This is a genomic window from Sphingomonas sp. 37zxx (genome assembly GCF_000786205.1).
Taxonomy (GTDB): Bacteria; Pseudomonadota; Alphaproteobacteria; order Sphingomonadales; family Sphingomonadaceae; genus Sphingomonas.
On the sequence record NZ_JROH01000014.1, the window covers coordinates 27,076 to 47,350 of the forward strand.

Here is a 20,275-nt window from a genome sequence, read left to right on the forward strand (position 1 = left end):
ACCAAGGTAGCAACAAGATGCTGCTGATAGGTAAACGGAGACCGGCGTGAACTGGGAAAATCGTAGCGGACTTGAGACGCAGTCGTTCGGTTTCTCCGAACATCCGCAACCGGAATATCGCGTGAACCTGACGATCGCTGTGCGCGACGTCGAGGCATTGTGGGTGGCCGCTGCCGCCCGCTTGCTCAGCGCGCCCGGCATGACCCTGGACGATGTGATCGACGTGATCGGGCCGCAGCAGGATCCCGCAGTCGAAGAATGCATCGCAACCGTTGCCAAGCCGACCGCGCTTCCCGGCTGCATCATGGACGATTTCTGGATCGACAGCATGCAGGGTTGCCCGTCACGTATCGAAATCGCCGATGCGATCCCCCAGCATTGGAAGCCGGCTGTCGAGCGCGGCCCCTGGCGTGCAGCGCTCGCGCGGCGTCCGGTCGCGACCGCACTTTGCGCCACGCCCACACCGCAAGATGGGGCACAGCCCAACTAAGCAGGCGCCGGAAAGACACCGGTGACGCGAAATGAAGGATGATAATTGCCCGGCGTAACGGCCGGGTTTTTTTATGGGTGATACCCCAGGTTCGCGGCGCGGTGCGCACTGAACCAAGTTAACTTGTCATGCAAGCAGGAAGAACAGATGTGAAGATCTGTCCTTCCTGCCTGAACGACCACAACCCAAGGGTTGGGGGGAGGCGAAGTCACGAAGGGGGGCGTGCTTCGGTCCTCTTTATTATTATAGCGTGAACAGCAGTATCTTTTGCAGATCGATCGTGTTTTTACGCCGTACCGTGCGATTTAATTTGTAGCTTCAGCCAGGCGGATCAGCGCACTGATCGGCAGCGATACACCATTCACGCCCAGCGACAGAGCACCATTTTTGGAGCTGACGTCGTTGACGGTGCCCGAGCTGGTGATCGTCGTTGCGATCGAGGCCCCCGCTGCATTGATCGCGCGAATCGACAGGGTGTAGGCCCCTGCGGGTGCCTTGGTGCCATCGGCCATCACGCCGTCCCAGCTAATCTTGCCGCCCGCTGCACCGCCATCGAGCGCACGCGACAGCACGACCTTGCCCGTCGCGTCGGTAACCACCGCCGTACCGCTGCTCACCTGCCCGGTGGCGGTATAGGCCCAGCTTGCCGGCTGGCTGCCCAGGCCCGACACCGATGAGGCGAACACCGCTTCCTTGCCGATAAAGCCCGCCGCCTGCGACATATCCTGCGTCGATAGCCGGGCAAGGATGTCCTTGAGCGTCGCGGTCTGCTGCACGGTCTGTTCGACCTGCGAATATTGCGCCAGCTGCTGGGTATATTGGGTGCTGTCCATCGGGCTCAGCGGATCCTGATTCTGCATCTGAGTCGTCAGCAGCTTCAGGAACATGTTGAATTCCGCGCCCAGCACATTGTTTGGCGCGGCGGCGGCAGGGTTGGTGATCGCACTGGTCGCGGTGCTGGGGATGATCGTCATGATCGGCCTTTCCTATGCCAAAAGATCGTAGCGCCCGCTGGTGCGGATCGCTCGGTAGGGAGTGGGGGTCGCATCGTCGGCAAAGCCTTCGGATGCGCCGCGCGGCGATCTGCCATCGCGGTCGAACCAGGGGTTGCGCGGCTGGCCGTTGCCGCCGCCGCCATCGCTTTGAAAGCGCAGGCTTTGCGGGTCGTTGCGAATGCCGGCATCGCTAAGCGATCGGCTGAGATCGCCACTTTCGCGGCGAAGCATGTCAAGCGCCGCCATATTGTCGGCGGTGATCACTGCCCTCAGCCCGGTGCGGTCGTCGAAGGTCATCCGCACCTCGATCCTGCCCATATCCGCAGGCACCAATCGGACGACCAGTTCCTCGCCGCCGGCAGCCAGCCGATTTGCGATTTCGACACCCATCGATTGCCCCAATCGACCGGCACGCGCGACGATTTCAGGTTCGGCGGCAAAATTCGGCTGCGACGGCGCGACTGGCTGGCTGGTATCGGGCCGCGACAGTGCGGCGGCGGTGATGCCGCCCATTGCGCCCGGCGTTGCACTTGGTCGCGGGCCGTCGCCCGGAATGCCCGGCCCCGCCCCTGATTCGACCAGACTGCCAAAGCTATCGACAGGCAACCCCTCGTCATTAGCTGCAGGGGCGTCGCGCTGGGTCGATCCCATCGACGTCGCCGATACGGCCGCCTGGCCTGAAGTGCGTGTATCGCCTTCGGGTGCCACCATCGCCCGTACAGGCTCAGGCGCGATCGATAATGCGGCCAGCAACGACGTCGCCGCACCCGCTTCGCCCGGCAGCGCGGCTGGCGCTTCGTCGATCTCCGGCGCCACGGCGACCGATTCGGCTTCGCTCGACTGAATCATCGCGATCGGCGATGCCGAAGCCATCAGGCTTTGCAGGACCACCGGCGAAGATGCGGGCGATGCCATCGGAATCGGCGGCGGCGGCGGCGGCGGCGGCTCGGATACTGCCATCGGCACCGCAGGCGTCAAACGCTGGCTTGGCGGACGTTCAGCGGCTTCATTGCGCGAAGGCTGCGAAACCTTGTCCCCGTCGGCGGCGGGAGCCGAAGTTGCGGCTCCATTCAGCGCGAACATCACCATCGGCGCAGCTTCGCCTGCCTTCTGAGAAGCTGGGGCCGCTTGCGAAACCGAGCTTGTCGCCGTTTCCGTGGTAGACAGCGGCTCGGCTTCCGCAAGATTGTCCAATGCCGGATCGCTCGACGCGGCGGCAGAATCCGCATTGGGCATTGCGGGCTGCGGACCCGGCAAGGCACCGGCGAGCGCTGTAGCCGCGCCCGGTGCCGAATCGCTCGACGCCGACGCGGACGAAGCGATCATATCCGCCTGGTCGCCAGCGCTCGGCATCGGCGCGACCGGCTCGGAGATAGCCAAATGCGCCTCGATTCCCGGAAATGGCTGAAGATTGCGCGGCATCGACGATGCCGGCATTTGCGCCAGCCCTTGATGAAATTCGGGCATCGGCATCGGTGTTGCCGCAAGCAAGGCATCGACCACCGGACGAAAGCTATCAGCCGCTGCGCCCGCATTCGCGGTCGGCATCGATTGCAGCGGTAACAAGGGCGACATTCCCGTATCGATTGCGCCAGTCATGCAGGGCCTTTCCGCCGGACGCATAGACCGACAAATCTATTATAGAGGGTCCGGCGCATCCGGGGTCAGCCGATGGTGCCCAATGCGCGAATCCGGGCGCGCGCATGGATTTCATTCTGCGACAGCACCACCGTCGCCGGCCGGACCCGTTCGATGATCGAGCGGACAAAGGGGCGGATCGACGGGTTGGTCAGCATGCACGGTATCTCGCCGCTGGCGGCCAGCCGGTCATAGGTTTCGCGTACATCGGCGATGAATGCCTGCAGGCTCGACGGGGCCATCGCCAGGTGGCGATCATCGCCCTGCCCGATGATGCTTTGCGCGAATTCGGCATCCCAATGCGGCGACAGTGTCAGGATCGGGATCGCGCCGGCATTGGTCTGTTGCGCCGAAATCTGGCGCGCCAGCCGGCTGCGAACATGCTCGGTCATCTGGACGATATTGTTCGAAACCGGCGCTGCCTCGGCAATGCCTTCCATGATCGTGGGGATGTCGCGGATCGAAATACCCTCGGACAACAGGTTTTGCAGCACGCGCTGCACCCCCGAGATCGAGATTTTGCCGGGTACGATTTCGGCCACCAGCTTTTCCGAATCCTTGTGGATTTCGGTAATCAGCTTGTGCGTTTCGGTGAACGACAGCAGGTCGGCGATGTTGTCCTTCACCAATTCGGTCAGATGCGTGGTGATGATCGTGCCGCAATCGACCACGGTCAGCCCACGCACCCCGGCTTCGTCGCGCAGGCTGCGGTCGATCCACAAGGCGGGCAGGTTGAACACCGGTTCGCGGGTTTCTTCGCCGGCAATGCCCAGATTGCCGCCACCGGCATTGACGACCAGCAATTTGTCGAGCCGGATCTCGCCGCGCGCCGCTTCGGTCTCCTTGATGTAGACGATATATTCGTTCGCCTTCAGCGCCATATTGTCGATGATGCGAACCGCCGGCAGCACGAACCCGAAATCGAGCGCCATTTGCCGGCGCAGCGCGCGGACCTGATCGTCCAGCCGGGGTTCGGCGTTCGAATCGTTGATCAGCGGCAGCAAGGCATAGCCGATTTCCAGCCGAACCGCGTCGATCGCCAGAGTGCGCGACACCGGCTCATCGGTTGGCTGTGCGGCAAATTCGGCCTCGGCTTCGGCGATTCGCGCAACCAGTGCCGATGCCTCGGCCTGCTTGCTCATCTTCCACGCCAGCCAGCCGCTCAGCCCGGCAAAGGCGGCGAAGGGCACGAACGGCAGCCCCGGCAGCACCGCCAACAGGCCCATCAGCACCGCAACCATGCCGAACGCCTTGGGATAACGGCCAAGCTGCACGCCCAGCGCGTTGCCGGTCTTGCCCGCGATGCCGCCCTTCGACACCAGCAGGCCAGCCGCGGTCGAAACGATCAGCGCCGGAATCTGGCTGACCAGCCCGTCGCCGACGGTAAGAGTGGTATAGGTGTGGAACGCCTCGCCAAACGGCACGCCGTGGATCGCCACGCCGATGATCAGCCCGACGACGATGTTGATCGCGGTGATCAACAGGCCGGCGATCGCATCGCCCTTCACGAATTTGGATGCACCATCCATCGCGCCGTAAAAGCCGCTTTCGGCTTCGATCTCGGTGCGGCGCTCGCGCGCCTGGACGTCGGTGATCATGCCGGCCGACAGATCGGCGTCGATCGCCATCTGCTTGCCCGGCATCGCATCCAGACTGAAGCGCGCCGCGACTTCGGCGATTCGCCCTGCACCCTTGGTGATCACCACGAAGTTGATCACGACCAGGATCGCAAAGATCGTCAGGCCGATCACGGGCTCGCCGCCCATCAGGAATTCGCCGAACGCGCCGATCACACCGCCTGCGGCTTGCACGCCTTCATGGCCATGCCCCAGGATCAACCGCGTCGATGCCAGGTTGAGGCCGAGCCGAAGCATTGTCGAAATCAGCAGGATCGTCGGAAACGCCGACAGCTCCAGCGGCTTTTCGATGAACAGCGACGTCATCAGGATCATCACCGACAAGGTGATCGACAGCGCCAGCCCCATGTCGAGCATCCACGCCGGCAGCGGCAGGATCAGCATCGCGATGATCGCGATCACGCCGCCCGCCAGTGCCAGATCGCGGCCCAGGCCGAACCGGCGGATCATCTCGTCCAGATTGAAATTCATGCCAGGTGACCCGATCAAGACGCCGGCGACACGGGAATGCCGGCGTCCATGAACGCCCGCAGCTTATTCCGCATCGTCCGCACCGATATGCCAAGAATGGTCGAAGCCGAGGTGCGATTGCCCCGGCAGTGGCGAAGCGTCTGCAGGATCAGGTCGCGTTCGACATCCTCCACCGTTCGCGCGACGAAGGGGATAGCGTCCGGCTCAATCGGTTTATCGGCATCTGCCCCCAGCGGATGACCATCGGCGGTAACGATCGACGCCGCGCCGATGCACTCGTCACGGTTGAGCAGGACGGCGCGATGGATCGTATCTTCCAGTTCGCGCACATTGCCCGGCCAGTCATGGTGCCGCAACACGGTCATCGCCTCGGCGTCGAACCGACGCACCGGCACGCCATTGGCCTGTGCAAAGCCTTCAGCAAAATAATCGGCCAACTGCAGGATGTCGCCCGGTCGCGCACCAAGCGGCGGCATGACGATCCGGACCAGGCCGATCCGCGCCAGCAGGTTCGGGTTGAAACGGCCGGCGGCAACCGCCTGATCGGGATCGAGGGTGGTGCTGGCAATCACCCGTGCGCCCAGCGACAAAAGGCTCCCGCCGCCGGGTGGCAGCACTTGCCCGTGCAGCATGGCCAGCACCCGCGCCTGCAACGGCGCCGACAGCGAATCGATGTTGCGCAGCATGATGGTGCCGTCGCTAGCCTCGTCGACCCGGCCGCGTCGCGCGGCAATCGCACCCTCGAACGCACCGACGCGGTGGCCGAACAATTCGGATTCCAGCAGTTCATCGTCGCCGGCATCGCAATCGACCACCAGATAGCGGCCCCTGCGGCCCGACGCGCCATGCACGGTGCGCGCGATCACTTCCTTGCCCGCGCCCATCGGCCCGACGATCAACAATGGCGCGTTCGATGGTGCGATCGCCAGCGCCAGCTGGACGGTACGCACGAATGCCGGATCGTCGCCGATCATCCGCGTGCCGTGCCGGACCACCGACAGCAGCGCAGCGGCGATCAGTTCGGCCTGTGGCGGCAGCGGCACATAATCGCGCGCACCGGCACGAATCGCTGCCACTGCCAGGTCGGCAGACGCATTGATGCCGCATGCCAGCACCGGCACGGCAATCCGTTCCAATCGCAATTGCGCGATGAACCCGGCAACATCCTCTTCGACATCGATCATCACGATGTCACCGCCGACGGCACGCAGGATCGACAGCGCCTCCAGCGTGGTTTCGGCAAGGCGAACCTGTGCACCGGCGTCCTGCGCCATTGCTGCGGCCAGATGAAAGGCCCCATTGGGCTTGCCGATCAGGACAAGATGTACCGGGTCGGTCGAAAACATGATTCAACGCTCCTGGCGGACGATTTCGGTCAACGTCACGCCCAGCAGACTTTCGATCATCACGATTTCGCCGCGCGCGATCAGCCGGTTGTTGACAAAAATGTCGACCGGTTCACCGACGCGGCGATCGAGCTCGATCACGGCGTGCTGCTTGAGCTGCATCAATTCCCCGATCGCGATCCGCGACCGTCCCAGCACCGCCTGCACAGTAACCGGCACATCATGCACCGCCTGCAAGCTGGCAACGGCGTCGGTAATCGGCATCGCTTGTTCGTCGATCGCGTCGAAATCTTCCAGGATCGGAAATTGATCGGATGGCGCTGAATCAGCTGCCGGCACTACGTCGCGAGAATCGAAATCCATTGGCTCCGGGTTTTCCATCATGAGTTCATCCATTGGCGGATCACAGACGCCGATTCCGCAGGGCTGGCAGAGATTGCTTCACCGATCTTCTTGAGCGAGGAGTTCTTGATGCGCCCATCGACCTGCGCGAGCGCGATTTCCTGGTCGAGCAATGCGACATCCTCGCCCGCCTCGCGCATCTGTTCGATCTGTAGCAGCGCCGCTGGATCGCCCTCGGCCCCGCGCGCGGCCAGCGCCTGCACGTCGGCACTCTGATCGGCGAGCAGCTTGGCTTCCTCGACCTGTTCGGGCGTCAGCTTGGGCCGCATCATCCGCAGCGCGATCAATCCGGCTGCCGCGATCACCACCAGCTTGAGCAAGCTGTAGAGCTGATCGGACGAAGCCCAGTCGAACCAGCCAGCCGCTTCGTCGGCCATCGGATCGTCGACGGCAAAGGCCATGCTTTCAACGACAACACTGTCGCCGCGCGCCGCATCGAAGCCGACGGTATTCTGCACCAATCGGGTCAGGCGCGCGATTTCGGGCGCAGGCAGCGCCTTCTTGCCGCTATCGACCATCACCGCGACGGTCAGCCGCGCCAGCTTGCCCGGCGCGCGCACTGTCACCGTGCGCGACTGGCTGTTGAGGTAGGTAATGTCTTCGGACGTCTCGTTGCGCGCGGTTTTGCGCGTCTCGCCATTCGTGGTGCCAGTCGCGGCCAGCCCCTGGTTCTCGGGCAGCTGCGCGCCGACCGTTGCACCATCGGGTGCCGCGCTGTTTTCGTCGCTCTGGTCGCCGCTTTCGACGGTCACCTGGCGCCCGATCACCTGCTTGTCGGGATCGAAGACATTCACCTCCTCGCGGGTCTGGTCGCGGCCCACTTGCGCCGAAACCTGCGCGCGGACCTTGCCGATGCCGACGATCGGCTCGAGCATTTCCTCGATCTGGGCGCGCAACCGGCCCTCGATGCTGGTCTGGCGATCATCGGCTTGCGAGCCGGTGACTTCGTCGGCTTCACCCGCCCGCGCCAGCAAAGCGCCGCTTTGATCGACGATCGACACCTGGTCGGCGGATAATTCGGGGACCGAGGAGGAAACCAGATAGCGGATTGCCTGCACCGCGTTGGCCGGCAGGCGACCATTGGTCTTGACGGTGACCCCCGCCGTCGCCTTGCGCGTTTCGGCAGCGAACATCGCGCGTTCGGGCATCACGATATGGACGCGGGCGCGCTGGACATTATCCAGGCTCTGGATCGACTTTTCGAGTTCGCCCTCGATCGCGCGGGTTTCGTTCATCCGCGCGCGGGAAGAGGAAACGCCGAACGGCTCTTCGGCATCGAGCACTTCATACCCGATCTTGCCGGTCAGCCGCTCGCCCGCCATCGCCATGCGAAGTTCGGCGAGCTGCTCGCGCGGCGCCATGATCGACGTGCCGTCGGGCGAAAGCTGAAAAGGAACATTCTGCGCCGACAGCTTCTGCGTGATCGACGATGCCACCGACGGATCAAGGTCGGTGTAGAGGAATCCCAGCTCGCTGGAGCTGCCGCGCCACGCTACTGCGGCAAGGACGCCCAGCAATGCGATGGCGACACCCGCCATCAGCATCACTCGGCCCTTGCCCAACTGGCCGATGAAGTTTTGCAATCCGTTCAAAGTCGGCCCCAATGCTGTGGTCAGAGCCTTGGCCCCGCCCTCTCATTATAGAAGAAGCATCGCGGAACATTTTGCCGGGTAGGTAATTTTTGCCGGTTATCTCGTTGTCGTGTCGATATTTGGCTGGTTCGGCGACATCAGGTCGAGCTCGGCCAGGATCGCCGCGCGCCGCGCCGCCGCATCCAGCGCCAGGCCGCCTTGCTCCCACGAAATCAGCGCGTCTCCCACCGGTAGCGCGGCATCGGCGAACAAGGTCAGCGACAGCCGCCGCCGATCGCGCGATTGCCGCTCGGCGATCAGCGCCTCCATTTTCTCGAGCAGGTCGGGATGGACATGCACCCGCAACTCCTGGCCGCGTGCGACCTGTAGCAGGACGCGGCCAATCGCCTCGTCGATCGGACGCGCCGGATCAGCCTCCAGCGCACGCGCCGCAAGGCCCTCGGCCGCCGCCATCGCGACGTCGGCGGCGACGGTCGAAAGCCGCTGCTCGATCGCGGCGAATTCCTCTTCGACCGCTTCGAGCGACACGTGCAGCGCGTCGGCGGCCGCCAGCAGCGCGACCGCGGTTTCCGACCGCGCCTGCGCCAGCCCAGCCTCGAACCCTTCGGCGCGCGCGACGACCAGGCCGGTTTCCAGTTGCGATTGCAACAGGTCACGCTCCGCGCGCATGACCGCCAACGCTTCGACAGCGTCGGCTTCCTCCACCTTGGCGGTCGAAAATATCCGGTCGAACGCAAATGGTTTGGTTTGGAATGCCATGTTCATCCCCCGATCCGATGGCGACGTACAGGCGTCACAGGATCATCGCGTCGTCGTTCTTGGGATCGACCAGCATGATCTCGCCGCGATCGGCCAGGCTCTTGGCAAGCCGCACCAGTCCGCTTTGCGCCTCTTCGCTTTCGCGCGCGCGGATCGGTCCCATGCCGGACATATCCTCGCGCATCAGCTTGGCCGCGCGCTCGGTCATGCCGCCAAAGAACAGGGTGCGGATTTCGGGCGGAGCACCCTTCAGCGCCAGCGCCATCTGGCGCTTGTCGGCATTGCGGACGATCGTCGCGATCGCCGGCGGCAGCAAATTGCCCAGATCCTCGAACGTGAACATCAGCGCGCGGATACGCTCCGCCGCCTCGGGCGCGCGATCGTCGAGTGCGCTCAGCATCGCTTCCTCGGTCGCCCGGTCGAGCGCGTTGAACACTTCGGCCATCGTTTCGTGCGGATCGCGTCGCTGCGATCGCGACAGGTTGCTCATGAACTCGGTCTTGAGCGTTTGCTCGACCTCGATCAGCACTTCCTTCTGCACCGTATCCATGCGCAGCATCCGCATGATGACGTCGACCGACAGGTCATGCGGCAGCTCGGTCAGCACGCGCGCGGCGTGATCGGACTTCAGCTTGCTCAGGATCACCGCGACGGTCTGCGGATATTCGTTCTTGAGATAGGTCGCGAGAATCGATTCGCTGACATTGGACAATTTGTCCCACATCGTCCGGCCCGACGGGCCGCGAATATCTTCCATGATTTCTTTGACGCGGTCTTCGGGCAATATCCCGTCCAGCAGCCGCTCGGTCGTTTCAAACGAGCCGTGGAGCGAAGCCATGCTCGACACTTCGCCCGAAAACTGGACCAGCAGATATTCCACGACGGTCGACGGCACCCGGCCGAGCTGCGAGATACAGGCGGACAGTTCGCGCACCTCGTCCGACGACAGCACGTCCCAGATCGGCGCGCCATGTTCCTTGCCTAAAGCCAGCATCAGCGCAGCAGCCCGCTCCATGCCGGAAAATCGCTTTAGTTCAGGTGGTTGCGCACCAATCGCCATCATGTTCATCAGCGTCCAAACTTTTTAACCGGCCAGACACGGCATCCTGACCCCCAATGCCTCTATTATAGGAAAGGAAGCGGAACGACCGTGCAGGAGCGCCGATGCAGTGACAATTAATCTGTCTAATGGCCTGGCGGCCTTGTCGATGATGACGAACACGAACAGCTTCGGCATTTTTGCCGCGCCGCTCGCGTTCGAATCGCGTGCTGTGCGTGCCGCAAAGGCCCAGTTCACGCTCGCTCCAACCACGCCGCCCTGGCGGCAGCCGGCCGATCGCACGCCTGAATCGGTGCAGCTATCCGCGATCCGGCGGATGTCGACGATCATCGACACCAAGGCTTCGCTGCCGAACGCCGGGTCGCCCGACGTCCAGACCGCCTTTACGACCTACAAGGCGCTCGATCGGCTGAAATTGCTGGCGACGGCGGCAACGCGCACGGGGACCTCCGACGCGCAGCGAAAGGTGCTGGAGGCGACCTTCGCCAAGGGAATGGCCGACCTTCAGGCCTTTTTGGGGCAGGCACCGACGGACAAGCTCGAACTGTCCTTCGGACTGCCCACGCGCCGTGCCACCACCGTCTCGGTGGCGCGCGCCGACCCAACGAAGTTCACCGGCACCGGTATTTTGAAGGAGCGCGACGCGCCGCTGCCGGGCATCACCGGCACCGAAAAGCTTCGCATTTCGCTCAACAAGCCGGGTGCAAGCGACGAGATCGTCGTCGATCTTGCCCAGACTCCGCAGCCGCCAACGCTCGATTCAGTCTCCGACGCGATCAATGCCGAGATCGAGAAGATTCAGCTTCGCAATCCCGACGGCTCGGTCGTGCTCGATGATTCGGGCAATCCCAGGCCGCGCTGGCTGGTGCGGTTCGTGCCCGACAAAAGCTCGGGGCAATGGGGCTTTTCGGTCAAGGCACCCAACGGCCTCGAACAGGTTTCGATCGATCAGGTCGATGCCGCCGATTCGCTGGTCGCAGTCAGCGGCCAGGCAGCGCTTGGGCAGCCGGTGGCGACGCAGGTGCTTCGCTTCACCGACACCGACGACGCCATGACTCGCAGCCTGCAAGGCACCATTTCGGCGATCGACACCACCGCGACCGCGCAGGCCAAGCTGGTCGCACCGCGTCCCGCGCCAAAAACTACCGCCGCACCGATCACGGTGATGGCGGATACGACGTCGCAGGCGATTGCCACCGACGCGGCTGGATTCAGCTATGTCGTCGGCACCACCAGCGGCGACCTGCAATCCAACCGGTCCAGCGGCAAGGACGATCTGTTCCTGACCAAGCTGGACAGCGAGGGCAAAACCGTCTGGCAGCGCAGCCTGGGTGCCGCCGGCGGCGCGCAGGGCGCAGCGGTAACGATCTCGGCCAGTGGCGACATCCTGGTCGCGGGCACCGTCAACGGGTCGTTCGACGGCCAGAACCGCGATGGCGACATGATCGTCGCGCGCTTTTCGTCGCAGGGCGATGAGCGGTTCGCGACTGTCATCCCCTCGTTCGGGGCCGATACCGCGCGGGCGCTGGTGCTTGGCAACGATGGCCAGGTCTTCGTCGGCGGCCGCGCCGCCGGCAATGGCGGCGATGCGTTTCTCGCCCGGCTCGATTCGACGGGCAAGCTCGTCGAACGGCGCAGGATCGACAATGGCGGCAGTGAATCGATCACCGCGCTGACGCTGGGGCAAGACGGCAATCTGCTGGCACTGATGAACCAGAGCGGCACCGCGGTCGTCCGCAGCATCAGCTCGACCGACATGACCAACGACCTTGGCAGCCTGACGCTGGGCGTCGCCGATGCGCGCGCGATCGCAGTGGCCGAGGACGGCTCGATCGCGGTCGTCGGCGCAACCACCGCCGCGATCGCCGGTACCCAGGTCAATGCCGCCAGCACCACCAGTCGCGACGGCTTTGTCACGCGGATCGACAGCAATCTCTCCACCGCCTCCACCACCTATCTCAGCACCAGCGGAGACGATCAGGTGGACAGCATCGCCTTCATGAATGGCTCGCTATTCGTCGGTGGCCGCACCACCGGTGACCTGGGTGGCGCATTGCGCGGCGCAGTCGACGGCTTTGTCAGCCGGATAGATGCCGTCACCGGCATAGTGCAGGCGACCAACCAGTTCGGCCAGGCCGCGCTGCGTACCGAGCCGGTGCGGATCGCGGCATCGGAGGGCGGCGACAACATCCTGGGCGCGCTTGGCTTGCGCCGCGGTGTCCTCAATCCGCCGGCATCCGAATCGCTGGTGGCTCAGACCAGCCTGCGCGCCGGCGACGAATTTTCGCTGCGTGTCCAGGGCGGGCCGGCGCGAAAAATCGTGATCCAGGCGGATGATACGCTGACGACGCTGGCCGATCGCATTCGCCGGATCACCGGATCTAAGGCGAAGGTCGCAACCAGCATCGTGTCCGGCTCGATGGTGCTGAACATCGATGCCACCGCTGGATCGTCGGTCGCGCTTGTCGCGGGCGCGCCGGGCAAGGATGCGCTGACAAAGCTTGGGCTCGATCCTTCGCGCCTTGCCGTTCCGATCTTGGCTGCGCGTGGCGCGCCAAAGGTCATGCCCGGCGGCAATTTCGGCCTTGCCTTGACTGAAGGGCTAAACGTCTCGACCCGCGAGGGTGCCGCCGCGACGCTGACCGCGCTGAACGCGGCGATCTCGACCACCCAGACCGCCTATCGTTCGATGTACTGGGATGCAGGCAAAGCCGCACTGACCGACGGGGTCAGAGGCTCGACGGCGCTCACCGCCGCACAAGCGGCACAGCTCGATAATTACAAGTCAGCCCTGGCTCGGCTGACGCCAGCCCCCGAAACCACCTTCAACGCCTTCTTCTCGGGATTCTGACCATGAAAACCTCGCCGCTGCTTGAAGGCATTCATGTCTCGATGAAACATCTGTCCGAGCGCCAGCGGGTGATCGCGCAGAACATTGCCAACAGCGAAACGCCCGGTTTCAAGGCGCGCGAGGTTATCGAGCCCAAATTTGCCGATCTGCTGTCGCAGGGCGGCGGCAAGCCTTCGGTTTCCAGGCCGCGCATCACCTTGACCAGCGGCATGGCCGCATTGGGCGCACGCCAGCCGATGACCGCGAGCATCGTGCTCGATTCAGCGACCAGCGAGACCAAGCCCGACGGCAACAATGTGGCGCTGGAGGATCAGCTGTTGAAGATGGGCCAGATCCAGGCCGATTTCGCGACGGTGACCAGCCTGTACCGCAAGCAACTGGGGCTGCTGAAAAGCGCCATCGGTCGAAACGGATAAGCGCGAACGTTCCCGTCTGGGCGGTCGGACTGGACATGGGCAAAGGCTACGACCCCGTTTGCAGGCCGCACCCTGTCCCGGTTCACTGACCCGACCTCATGAAACCAAAACGCCGCCGCTCCGCCCAGCCACCAACGATGCCATCAGGCTGTGGTGATCGAGTGGGTATACGGCGGCGCTAGTGGATTGATTTTGACATTCGCATCCCGCCTGCGGCACGCTCTCGCTGCGAATGTCAAAATCAATCCACTAGAATCAAATAATTGCTAGTGGTCCTGGAGATTCTGACATTTGCTCCTGACTGAGCCGAAGGGGGTAGCAAATGTCAGAATCTCCAGGACCACTAGGCAAAGGTCGCGATCAACACGACCCTGCTGTTACAATGTGGCGTTGATCGAAATCGGGGTTGCGGTCTCGGTGCGGCTCAAAATGCCGCTCGCGCCATAGATCGCGCTTCGCGTGCCCGACAGGCGACGCGCCTCGGTCGCCACGACACTCATCATTTCCGACGACAAGTCGATCTGCCGCTCGAGCACGCTGGCATTGACCTGGGCAACCGCGCCCAGATCGCGGATCGCGGTCATCAGCCGGTCGTTGGTTTCTTCGTCGAGTGTGGCGAGCCAGGTATCGCGGGTACGTGCATGTTGCGCCATCTTCGCCTCGATCGCGCCGACCAGCTTGGTCTTGGCGACCACCATCTCGGCGAAATCATTGTGCCGGCCGGGGGCCAGCAATCGATCGGTTTCTTCTTCCATGATCGCCGTCAGCGACACCAACAGATCGATAAAGTCATTCGCCATTACCGGCATCCTCTTGCATCTTGATGATTTGTGCCAGGACCGACGGGGCAAGGCCCACGCCGCCGACGCTGGCGATTGCCGTGCCCATATGTTCGGCCAGCACGCCACGAAACATTTCCTCGCCCGCGCCGCCTGAAAACTGATCGTCGCTCTCGACGCTTTCCAGCATCATCTTGGTGATCTGGCCCAGGAACACCGCTTCGAACTGCTGCGCGGTGTCCCGCGCTGCCGCCGCGTCGCGGACCGCCTTGGTGACGGCGGGCGACGACGGGGCTTGCGGGGACGCGGCAGGCTGCGCCGGGGCAGCCACGGTGGCGATCTGGCCGATCACTGGACGACGATCTCGGCCTGCAAGGCACCAGCGCTTCGCACCGCCTGCAATATGGTGATCAGGTCGCGAGGGCTGACACCCAGCGTGTTCAGGCCGCTGACCAGCGCCTTGAGCGACGTGCCGTCCTTCAGCAGCGCCAGCGACTTGCCACTGCCGTCATCGACCTCGATCTGGGTGCGTGGCAGCACCTCGGTGGTGCCGTTCGAGAATGGTGCAGGCTGCGACGCCTCGGGGGTTTCGCTGACGCTGATGGTCAACCCGCCCTGTGCGATCGCAACCGGGCTGATTTTGACATCGCTGCTCATCACGACGGTGCCCGATGCTTCGTTGATGACGATGCGCGCGGGCTGGTCGACCTTGACCTCGAGATTCTCGATCGCCGAAACCAGGTTGATCAGCGATCCGTCGTACCCGCCGCGTGCCGCCAGCTCGACCGTCGCCGGATCGAGCACTTCGGCGGTGCCCGCAAAGCGCGCGTTGATCACTGCGGCAACTTGCTGAGCGGTGGTGAAATCGGGGTTTTTCAGTGCAAGCCGAATGCTGGTGGCCGATTTGAAGGCGAAGTTCACCTCGCGCTCGATGATCGCCCCGCCGGCGATCCGCGCCGAAGTCGTTACGCCGCGCGAAATACTCGCTCCCGCACCCTGCGCCTTAAACCCAGATACCGCCACCGGCCCCTGCGCCACGGCATAAATTTCGCCGTCAAGCGCGCGCAGCGACGACACCAGCAATGTGCCGCCCTGCAAGCTGAGAGCATCGCCAAGTGACGAAACCTGGACGTCGATCCGCGACCCGGCGCGCGCAAAGGGCGGCATCGTCGCCGAGATAGAAACCGCGGCGACGTTCAGCGTCTGCATCTGGGTGCCGCGAACGCTAACTCCCATCCGCTCGAGCATGGCGAGCATCGTTTCTTCGGTGAACGGCGCGTTCCGCAACCGGTCGCCGGTACCCGCCAGGCCGACGACCAGTCCATAGCCAACCAATTGGTTGGGCCGGACGTTTTCGACGTCGACAATATCCTTGATACGCGGGTTCGCCCATGCCGACAACGGCGCACACGCCAGCATCGGCGCAATCAGCAAATATAGAGCACGACGAAGGAGCTGCATGAATTTCCTGAGTTTTATAGGCACTTTGCGAATAGTATCTTATAGGATAGAATATGGTTTTCCGGCTCTGAAAGGTAAATTCCTTGCGCATCACCGGGCTCGCCGCTCCATTGCAATCTGTGCTGCTCGCCGCGCTGCCAAAGGTGCCGCCATTTCAGGCTGCCGAGGCACCGGTGCCCAATGCCGCGCCGGCATCGGCACCCGCCCAACCCGTCAGCGTGGAAATGCTGGTGGCATTGGCGGCCAGCGACGGACCGATTGAACAGCGGCGGCGGATCGCCGCGCATGCCGATCGCGGCCTTCGTGCGCTCGAGAGCCTGAATGCTGCTATGCTGGCTGGGCTTCCGCCGGTTGAAAAGCTGCAGGAAATCGCTGCCTGGACGGCTTCGCGCGAAGAAGCGCATGATCCGGCGATCGCCGTATTGCTGCAAGAGCTCGAGCTTCGCATGAAGGTGGAATTGGCAAAACACAACATCGTCATCTGAAGTAAATCCGCTGCATGTTGCGGCAGCTCAACCCTTCCGGCTTGCCAACCGCATGACATAGCCGATGATTTCCGCGACCGCCTTGAAATGCTCGGTCGGGATGGGTCGATCGATCGCGGCGCTGGCATAGAGTGCGCGAGCGAGCGGCGGGCTTTCGACGATCGGCACCCCCGCCGCAGTCGCCGCCTCACGAATACGCATCGCCACCAGATCAACGCCCTTGGCCACCACGACCGGTGCCGCCATCGTGCCGTGATCATATTTCAGCGCGACGGCGTAATGGGTCGGGTTGGTGACGATCACGCTGGCAGTCGGCACCGCCGCCATCATCCGCTGGCGGGCGCGCTGCATCCCGATCTGACGGATCTTGGCCTTGATCTTGGGGTCGCCCTCGCTTTGCTTATGCTCATCCTTTATCTCTTGCAGCGACATCTTCATGCGCTGGAAATAGGAATATCGCTGATAGAGGAAATCGAACGCCGCGATGATCCCGACCAGGATCGCCACCGCCAGGATCAGTTGTTGCACCAGCCCGCTCGCCGCCTGGGCGATCGCGCGCGGTTCGGCATCGATCAGATGGTCGAGTGCGACCATGCGCGGCACGATCAGCATCGCCGCAATGGTGATCACCACCGCGCATTTGGCCAACGTCTTGAGGAATTCGACCATCGAACGCTTGCCAAAGACGCGGCCAAAGCCGGTGAAGGGCGACAGTTTCGAAAATTTGGGCTTCACCCGCGACCACGACAGGGTCGGCCGCCCCTGAACGAACAGGATCAACATCGCCGAACCGAACAACATGCCAAGGATCGGCAGGAGGCTGCTGGCGACGCCGCCCATCACGCCGGTGGCAAACGCCTGCGCGCCATAGGGCTCCATCCGGTAATCGTCGGCATTGCCCCACAGGCCCACCAGCAGCGGCCCGACCTGCGCCAACGTCCAGGTGCCAAAGCCCCCCGCCACCACGATCGCGGCCAGGAACATCACCAGATGCCGCATCTCGGTCGCGGTGGCGATGTCGCCCTTGGCCCGCGCGTCGCTTAGCTTCTTGTCGGTTGGGTCGTGGGTTTTCTGGTCCTGGTCAGTCGCCATCGATCACACCCAACTCGTCTGCATCCACACCATCATCGCATCGGAAAACACCGTAAGGATGCCGCCGATCATGCTGGCGAACAGCGTCACGCCAAGCAGCAGGTTCAGCGGCTGCATCAGGAAAAACACCTGGATGGCGGGAGCCAGCCGGGTGGACAGGCCCAACGCCATGTTGAACACGATGCCATAGATCAGCAGCGGTGCCGAAAGGCTGATCGCCAGGCTCATCGCCTTGCCGATCGTCGTCACCGCCAGCATCGCGAAATCGGCAGCCGGCGGTAATACCCCGACCGGAAACAGCGCATAGGAACGAACGATCGCCGCGATCCACAGATGATGCAGCCCCGCCGCCATGCAGACGACGACCGCGGCGACGTTCACCAGTTTCGACAGCACCGCCGCCTGCCCGCCTTGCGCCGGATCATTGATCAGCGCCGACGACAGGCCGACTTGCAGGCTGATGATCGACCCCGCCATGGCGATGGCCATGAAGAAAATCTTGACGATCATGCCGATCGCCAGCCCGGTCAGGATCTCGGCGATCAGAATGCCGGGCAGCATCACGCTGTCGGCTGCCACCGGCGTAATCTTTGCGCCGATGATCGACCACAGGCCGGCACTCATCGACAGCGCGAGCATCAAGCGGATCTTGCCCGGCACCGCGTCTTCCGAAAAGACCGGCAACAGCATCAGGATCGCGCCGACGCGCGCAAACAGGATGAAGAAGGTCGCGGCCTGGGCCGGCAGATCGTCCATGGCTCAACCGCGCACGATATGGTCGGTGATCAGCCCCATGAAGTTGCTGAGCGCCGTGCCGATCATCGGCAGGCACAACAGCATGACCAGCCCGATCGCCATCAATTTGGGAACGAAGGTCAGGGTCATTTCCTGCACCTGCGTGAGCGCCTGGAACAACCCGATCACGACCCCCACCACCAGCGAGGTGATCAGCATCGGGCCGACGATCGTCAGCACCAGGATCATCGCGGCCTTGGCCAGTTCGATTGCGACGAACGAATCCATCGCCCTAGATCTGCATCCGCATGATTTCGGAGTAGGCGTTCACCATCCGGTCACGCACCGCGACGACGGTGTCGAGCGCAGTCTCTGCCGCACCGACCGCGGTGACCACGTCGATCAGGTCGCCCTTGCCGGCAACCTGCTGGGCGCTTGCCGCCTCGGCGCTGCGCATCGAAGTGGCGGCATCGCCGATCAGCTTTTCCACCATGTTGCCAAAGGCGCCGCCGCTGTCGCCGGCGCCTTCGTTTTCGGTGATTGCCGGCGCCTTGCCAGCGCCGAGTACGCGGCCATAGGCCGATACCGCGTCCAATGCTCCAATAGACATGTTAGCAATCCTTATTTCAGAAGGTCGATGGTGCGCATCGTCAGGCCCTTGGCGGCCTCGATCGCGCTGAGATTGGCTTCATAGGATCGCTGCGCCGCCTTCATGTCGGCGGATTCGACCAATGAATTGACGTTGGGCATTTTGACATAGCCGGCAGCGTCGGCGGCCGGACTGCCGGGCTTGTACACGCGGCGAAAATCGCTTCTGTCGCTCTCGACCGACGCGACGGTCACGCCGGTAGCACCGGTCGAGCGATCCACCTCCGACTTGAAGCTTGGCATGCGCCGGCGATACGGGTCGCCGCCGGGCGTGCGCGAAACCGAGTCCGCATTGGCAAGGTTTTCGGCGATCACTCGCATGCGGAGCGACTGCGCCCGCAATCCCGATGCGGACACGCCCAACGAAGTTTTCAAATCCATTCATGGTCTCCGGTGGCCGAATTGGCCGTCGATTCAGTTATAGGCAAAAATTGCCTAGCCCGGCGTCTTCGCGGAAACTTTTCCTATAATCCGACAAGAAGGAGATCGTGGCGATGAGCGTGCTCGATGATATTTATGTGGACATGTCCATCGTTCTGGGGTCGGCGCAGGTGCCGATCCGCCAGATCCTGAAAATGGGTCGCGGCGCGATGATCCCGCTGGATTGCGGCCATGAAGACCCCACTTTGGTCTATGTGAACGGCGAGCTGATCGCCAAGGGCAAGGTGATGGTCGATGGCGACCAGATGTCGCTCGAAATCAGCGAAGTCGTGCAGCGGATCCGCAACTGATGGATCCTTCGTCATTATTGCGGATGCTCGGTGGCCTGGCGGTGGTGCTGGCCATCCTGTCTGGCGCGCTGTGGATGGTTCGCCGCTTTGACCTGCGCCTGCCCGGTCGCGCCATCAGCAGCATCGACCGCCGTCTCGAGCTGATCGAGACGCTGCCGATCGATGGCAGGCGGATGATCGCCCTGGTCCGGCGCGATGGCCATGAGCATCTGATGCTGATCGCGCCCGAGGGTCACCTGATCATCGAAAACGCGATCACCAAGGATGCCACCGATATTGCCGCTGAGGAGGAACGGGCATTGGCTCGCGCCGAAGCCGCCGTCCGCCGCGAAGAACAGCGCGAGGCGCGCGCAGCGGCAGCCGCCGAAGCGGTCGAGAGTTTCTCGATCCTGGTCGATCGTGCCCGGCAACGGACCGCACCGGCCGCGGCTGCATTCACCAGCGCGCTGGAACATGCCGCTCGTTCGATCGCCTCAGCGCGATCGGGCACCGCGCCTGTCGCTGCCACCGCCGCTGACGCAACCGTCGATCCGACCGGTGCATCGCCCGCCCCTCGAACCGAACCCGCTGCAGCGGCCCCGTCAACGGACGCGATGCAGCCACCCGTGCCCCTGCCAGGGGGCACGCGAACCAGACGCGCCACAGCCGTCGAAACACCGCAGGAGACGGACGTTGCGTAAATGGCCC

At 63.5% G+C, this 20,275-nt stretch carries 22 protein-coding genes; 6 read left to right on the top strand and 16 right to left on the bottom strand.

Annotated elements, in window-relative coordinates:
• The first annotated feature begins 46 nt into the window (after window positions 1-46).
• Window positions 47-490, top strand: coding sequence for a hypothetical protein (locus QU44_RS08250; RefSeq protein ID WP_052134496.1), 444 nt, complete (start codon window positions 47-49; stop codon window positions 488-490).
• 305 nt (window positions 491-795) lie between these two features.
• On the opposite strand, the gene QU44_RS08255 is transcribed toward QU44_RS08250, so the two are convergent.
• The 8 genes from QU44_RS08255 to QU44_RS08290 form a co-directional block, all read right to left on the bottom strand.
• Window positions 796-1,464 carry a flagellar hook assembly protein FlgD gene (locus QU44_RS08255; RefSeq protein WP_033921472.1) on the bottom strand — a complete coding sequence of 223 codons (669 nt, stop codon included), beginning with the start codon at window positions 1,462-1,464 and terminating at the stop codon, window positions 796-798.
• Window positions 1,465-1,476: 12 nt separating this feature from the next.
• Window positions 1,477-3,084, bottom strand: a complete 1,608-nt coding sequence (locus QU44_RS08260) for a flagellar hook-length control protein FliK (protein ID WP_033921474.1) — start codon at window positions 3,082-3,084, stop codon at window positions 1,477-1,479.
• A gap of 65 nt (window positions 3,085-3,149) precedes the next feature.
• Window positions 3,150-5,231 carry a flagellar biosynthesis protein FlhA gene (gene flhA, locus QU44_RS08265; protein WP_033921475.1) on the bottom strand — a complete coding sequence of 694 codons (2,082 nt, stop codon included), beginning with the start codon at window positions 5,229-5,231 and terminating at the stop codon, window positions 3,150-3,152.
• A gap of 14 nt (window positions 5,232-5,245) precedes the next feature.
• Window positions 5,246-6,577 carry a sigma-54-dependent transcriptional regulator gene (locus QU44_RS08270; protein WP_033921476.1) on the bottom strand — a complete coding sequence of 444 codons (1,332 nt, stop codon included), beginning with the start codon at window positions 6,575-6,577 and terminating at the stop codon, window positions 5,246-5,248.
• Between the two features lie 3 nt (window positions 6,578-6,580).
• Complete coding sequence (gene fliN / locus QU44_RS08275; protein ID WP_033921517.1) at window positions 6,581-6,940, bottom strand: flagellar motor switch protein FliN; 360 nt, start codon at window positions 6,938-6,940, stop codon at window positions 6,581-6,583.
• A gap of 17 nt (window positions 6,941-6,957) precedes the next feature.
• A complete protein-coding gene (gene fliF, locus QU44_RS08280) occupies window positions 6,958-8,523 on the bottom strand; it encodes a flagellar basal-body MS-ring/collar protein FliF (protein WP_033921518.1) in 1,566 nt (521 codons plus the stop codon).
• A gap of 144 nt (window positions 8,524-8,667) precedes the next feature.
• Window positions 8,668-9,330: a FliH/SctL family protein gene (locus QU44_RS08285; protein ID WP_033921519.1), complete on the bottom strand. Its 663-nt coding sequence runs from the start codon at window positions 9,328-9,330 to the stop codon at window positions 8,668-8,670.
• A 34-nt stretch (window positions 9,331-9,364) separates the two neighbouring features.
• Window positions 9,365-10,399: a flagellar motor switch protein FliG gene (locus tag QU44_RS08290; RefSeq protein WP_033921477.1), complete on the bottom strand. Its 1,035-nt coding sequence runs from the start codon at window positions 10,397-10,399 to the stop codon at window positions 9,365-9,367.
• 139 nt (window positions 10,400-10,538) lie between these two features.
• On the opposite strand from QU44_RS08290, the gene QU44_RS08295 reads away from it, so the two are divergent.
• Together QU44_RS08295 and QU44_RS08300 are read left to right on the top strand one after the other, a co-directional pair.
• On the top strand, window positions 10,539-13,241 hold the full coding sequence (locus QU44_RS08295) for a hypothetical protein (RefSeq protein WP_231621672.1): 2,703 nt from the start codon (window positions 10,539-10,541) through the stop codon (window positions 13,239-13,241).
• Between the two features lie 2 nt (window positions 13,242-13,243).
• Window positions 13,244-13,657 carry a flagellar basal body protein gene (locus QU44_RS08300; protein ID WP_033921479.1) on the top strand — a complete coding sequence of 138 codons (414 nt, stop codon included), beginning with the start codon at window positions 13,244-13,246 and terminating at the stop codon, window positions 13,655-13,657.
• Between the two features lie 377 nt (window positions 13,658-14,034).
• Here QU44_RS08300 and QU44_RS08305 read toward each other — a convergent pair whose 3' ends face one another.
• Genes QU44_RS08305 through QU44_RS08315 form a run of 3 tightly spaced genes read right to left on the bottom strand, consistent with a single transcriptional unit; the run spans window position 14,035 to window position 15,897 of the window.
• Window positions 14,035-14,457 carry a flagellar biosynthesis protein FlgN gene (locus QU44_RS08305; RefSeq protein ID WP_033921480.1) on the bottom strand — a complete coding sequence of 141 codons (423 nt, stop codon included), beginning with the start codon at window positions 14,455-14,457 and terminating at the stop codon, window positions 14,035-14,037.
• A complete protein-coding gene (locus QU44_RS18655) occupies window positions 14,447-14,785 on the bottom strand; it encodes a rod-binding protein (protein ID WP_033921521.1) in 339 nt (112 codons plus the stop codon). The genes QU44_RS08305 and QU44_RS18655 overlap by 11 nt, the downstream gene beginning before the upstream one ends.
• Complete coding sequence (locus QU44_RS08315; RefSeq protein ID WP_033921481.1) at window positions 14,785-15,897, bottom strand: flagellar basal body P-ring protein FlgI; 1,113 nt, start codon at window positions 15,895-15,897, stop codon at window positions 14,785-14,787. The genes QU44_RS18655 and QU44_RS08315 overlap by 1 nt, the downstream gene beginning before the upstream one ends.
• A gap of 83 nt (window positions 15,898-15,980) precedes the next feature.
• Here QU44_RS08315 and QU44_RS08320 point away from each other — a divergent pair, with 83 nt between their 5' ends.
• A complete protein-coding gene (locus QU44_RS08320) occupies window positions 15,981-16,382 on the top strand; it encodes a flagellar assembly protein FliX (protein WP_033921482.1) in 402 nt (133 codons plus the stop codon).
• A 27-nt stretch (window positions 16,383-16,409) separates the two neighbouring features.
• Here the strand turns inward: QU44_RS08320 and flhB are convergent, their stop codons facing one another.
• From flhB to flgC, 5 genes are read right to left on the bottom strand one after another with little or no spacing between them, the layout of a single operon-like run.
• Window positions 16,410-17,474: a flagellar biosynthesis protein FlhB gene (gene flhB, locus QU44_RS08325; protein WP_033921483.1), complete on the bottom strand. Its 1,065-nt coding sequence runs from the start codon at window positions 17,472-17,474 to the stop codon at window positions 16,410-16,412.
• Between the two features lie 3 nt (window positions 17,475-17,477).
• Window positions 17,478-18,230, bottom strand: coding sequence for a flagellar biosynthetic protein FliR (gene fliR / locus QU44_RS08330; protein ID WP_033921484.1), 753 nt, complete (start codon window positions 18,228-18,230; stop codon window positions 17,478-17,480).
• Window positions 18,231-18,233: 3 nt separating this feature from the next.
• Window positions 18,234-18,497 carry a flagellar biosynthetic protein FliQ gene (locus QU44_RS08335; RefSeq protein ID WP_033921485.1) on the bottom strand — a complete coding sequence of 88 codons (264 nt, stop codon included), beginning with the start codon at window positions 18,495-18,497 and terminating at the stop codon, window positions 18,234-18,236.
• 4 nt (window positions 18,498-18,501) lie between these two features.
• Window positions 18,502-18,819: a flagellar hook-basal body complex protein FliE gene (locus QU44_RS08340; protein WP_033921486.1), complete on the bottom strand. Its 318-nt coding sequence runs from the start codon at window positions 18,817-18,819 to the stop codon at window positions 18,502-18,504.
• 11 nt (window positions 18,820-18,830) lie between these two features.
• Window positions 18,831-19,238 (bottom strand): flagellar basal body rod protein FlgC, encoded by a 408-nt coding sequence (gene flgC / locus QU44_RS08345; RefSeq protein ID WP_033921487.1) that lies wholly within the window; start codon window positions 19,236-19,238, stop codon window positions 18,831-18,833.
• Window positions 19,239-19,351: 113 nt separating this feature from the next.
• Between flgC and QU44_RS08350 the strand changes: the two genes are divergently transcribed.
• Window positions 19,352-19,588, top strand: a complete 237-nt coding sequence (locus QU44_RS08350) for a FliM/FliN family flagellar motor switch protein (protein WP_033921488.1) — start codon at window positions 19,352-19,354, stop codon at window positions 19,586-19,588.
• Entirely contained in the window at window positions 19,588-20,268 is a 681-nt protein-coding gene (locus QU44_RS18195) for a FliO/MopB family protein (protein WP_156141034.1), read from the top strand. Before QU44_RS08350 ends, QU44_RS18195 begins: the two co-directional genes overlap by 1 nt.
• The last annotated feature ends 7 nt before the right edge of the window (window positions 20,269-20,275 follow it).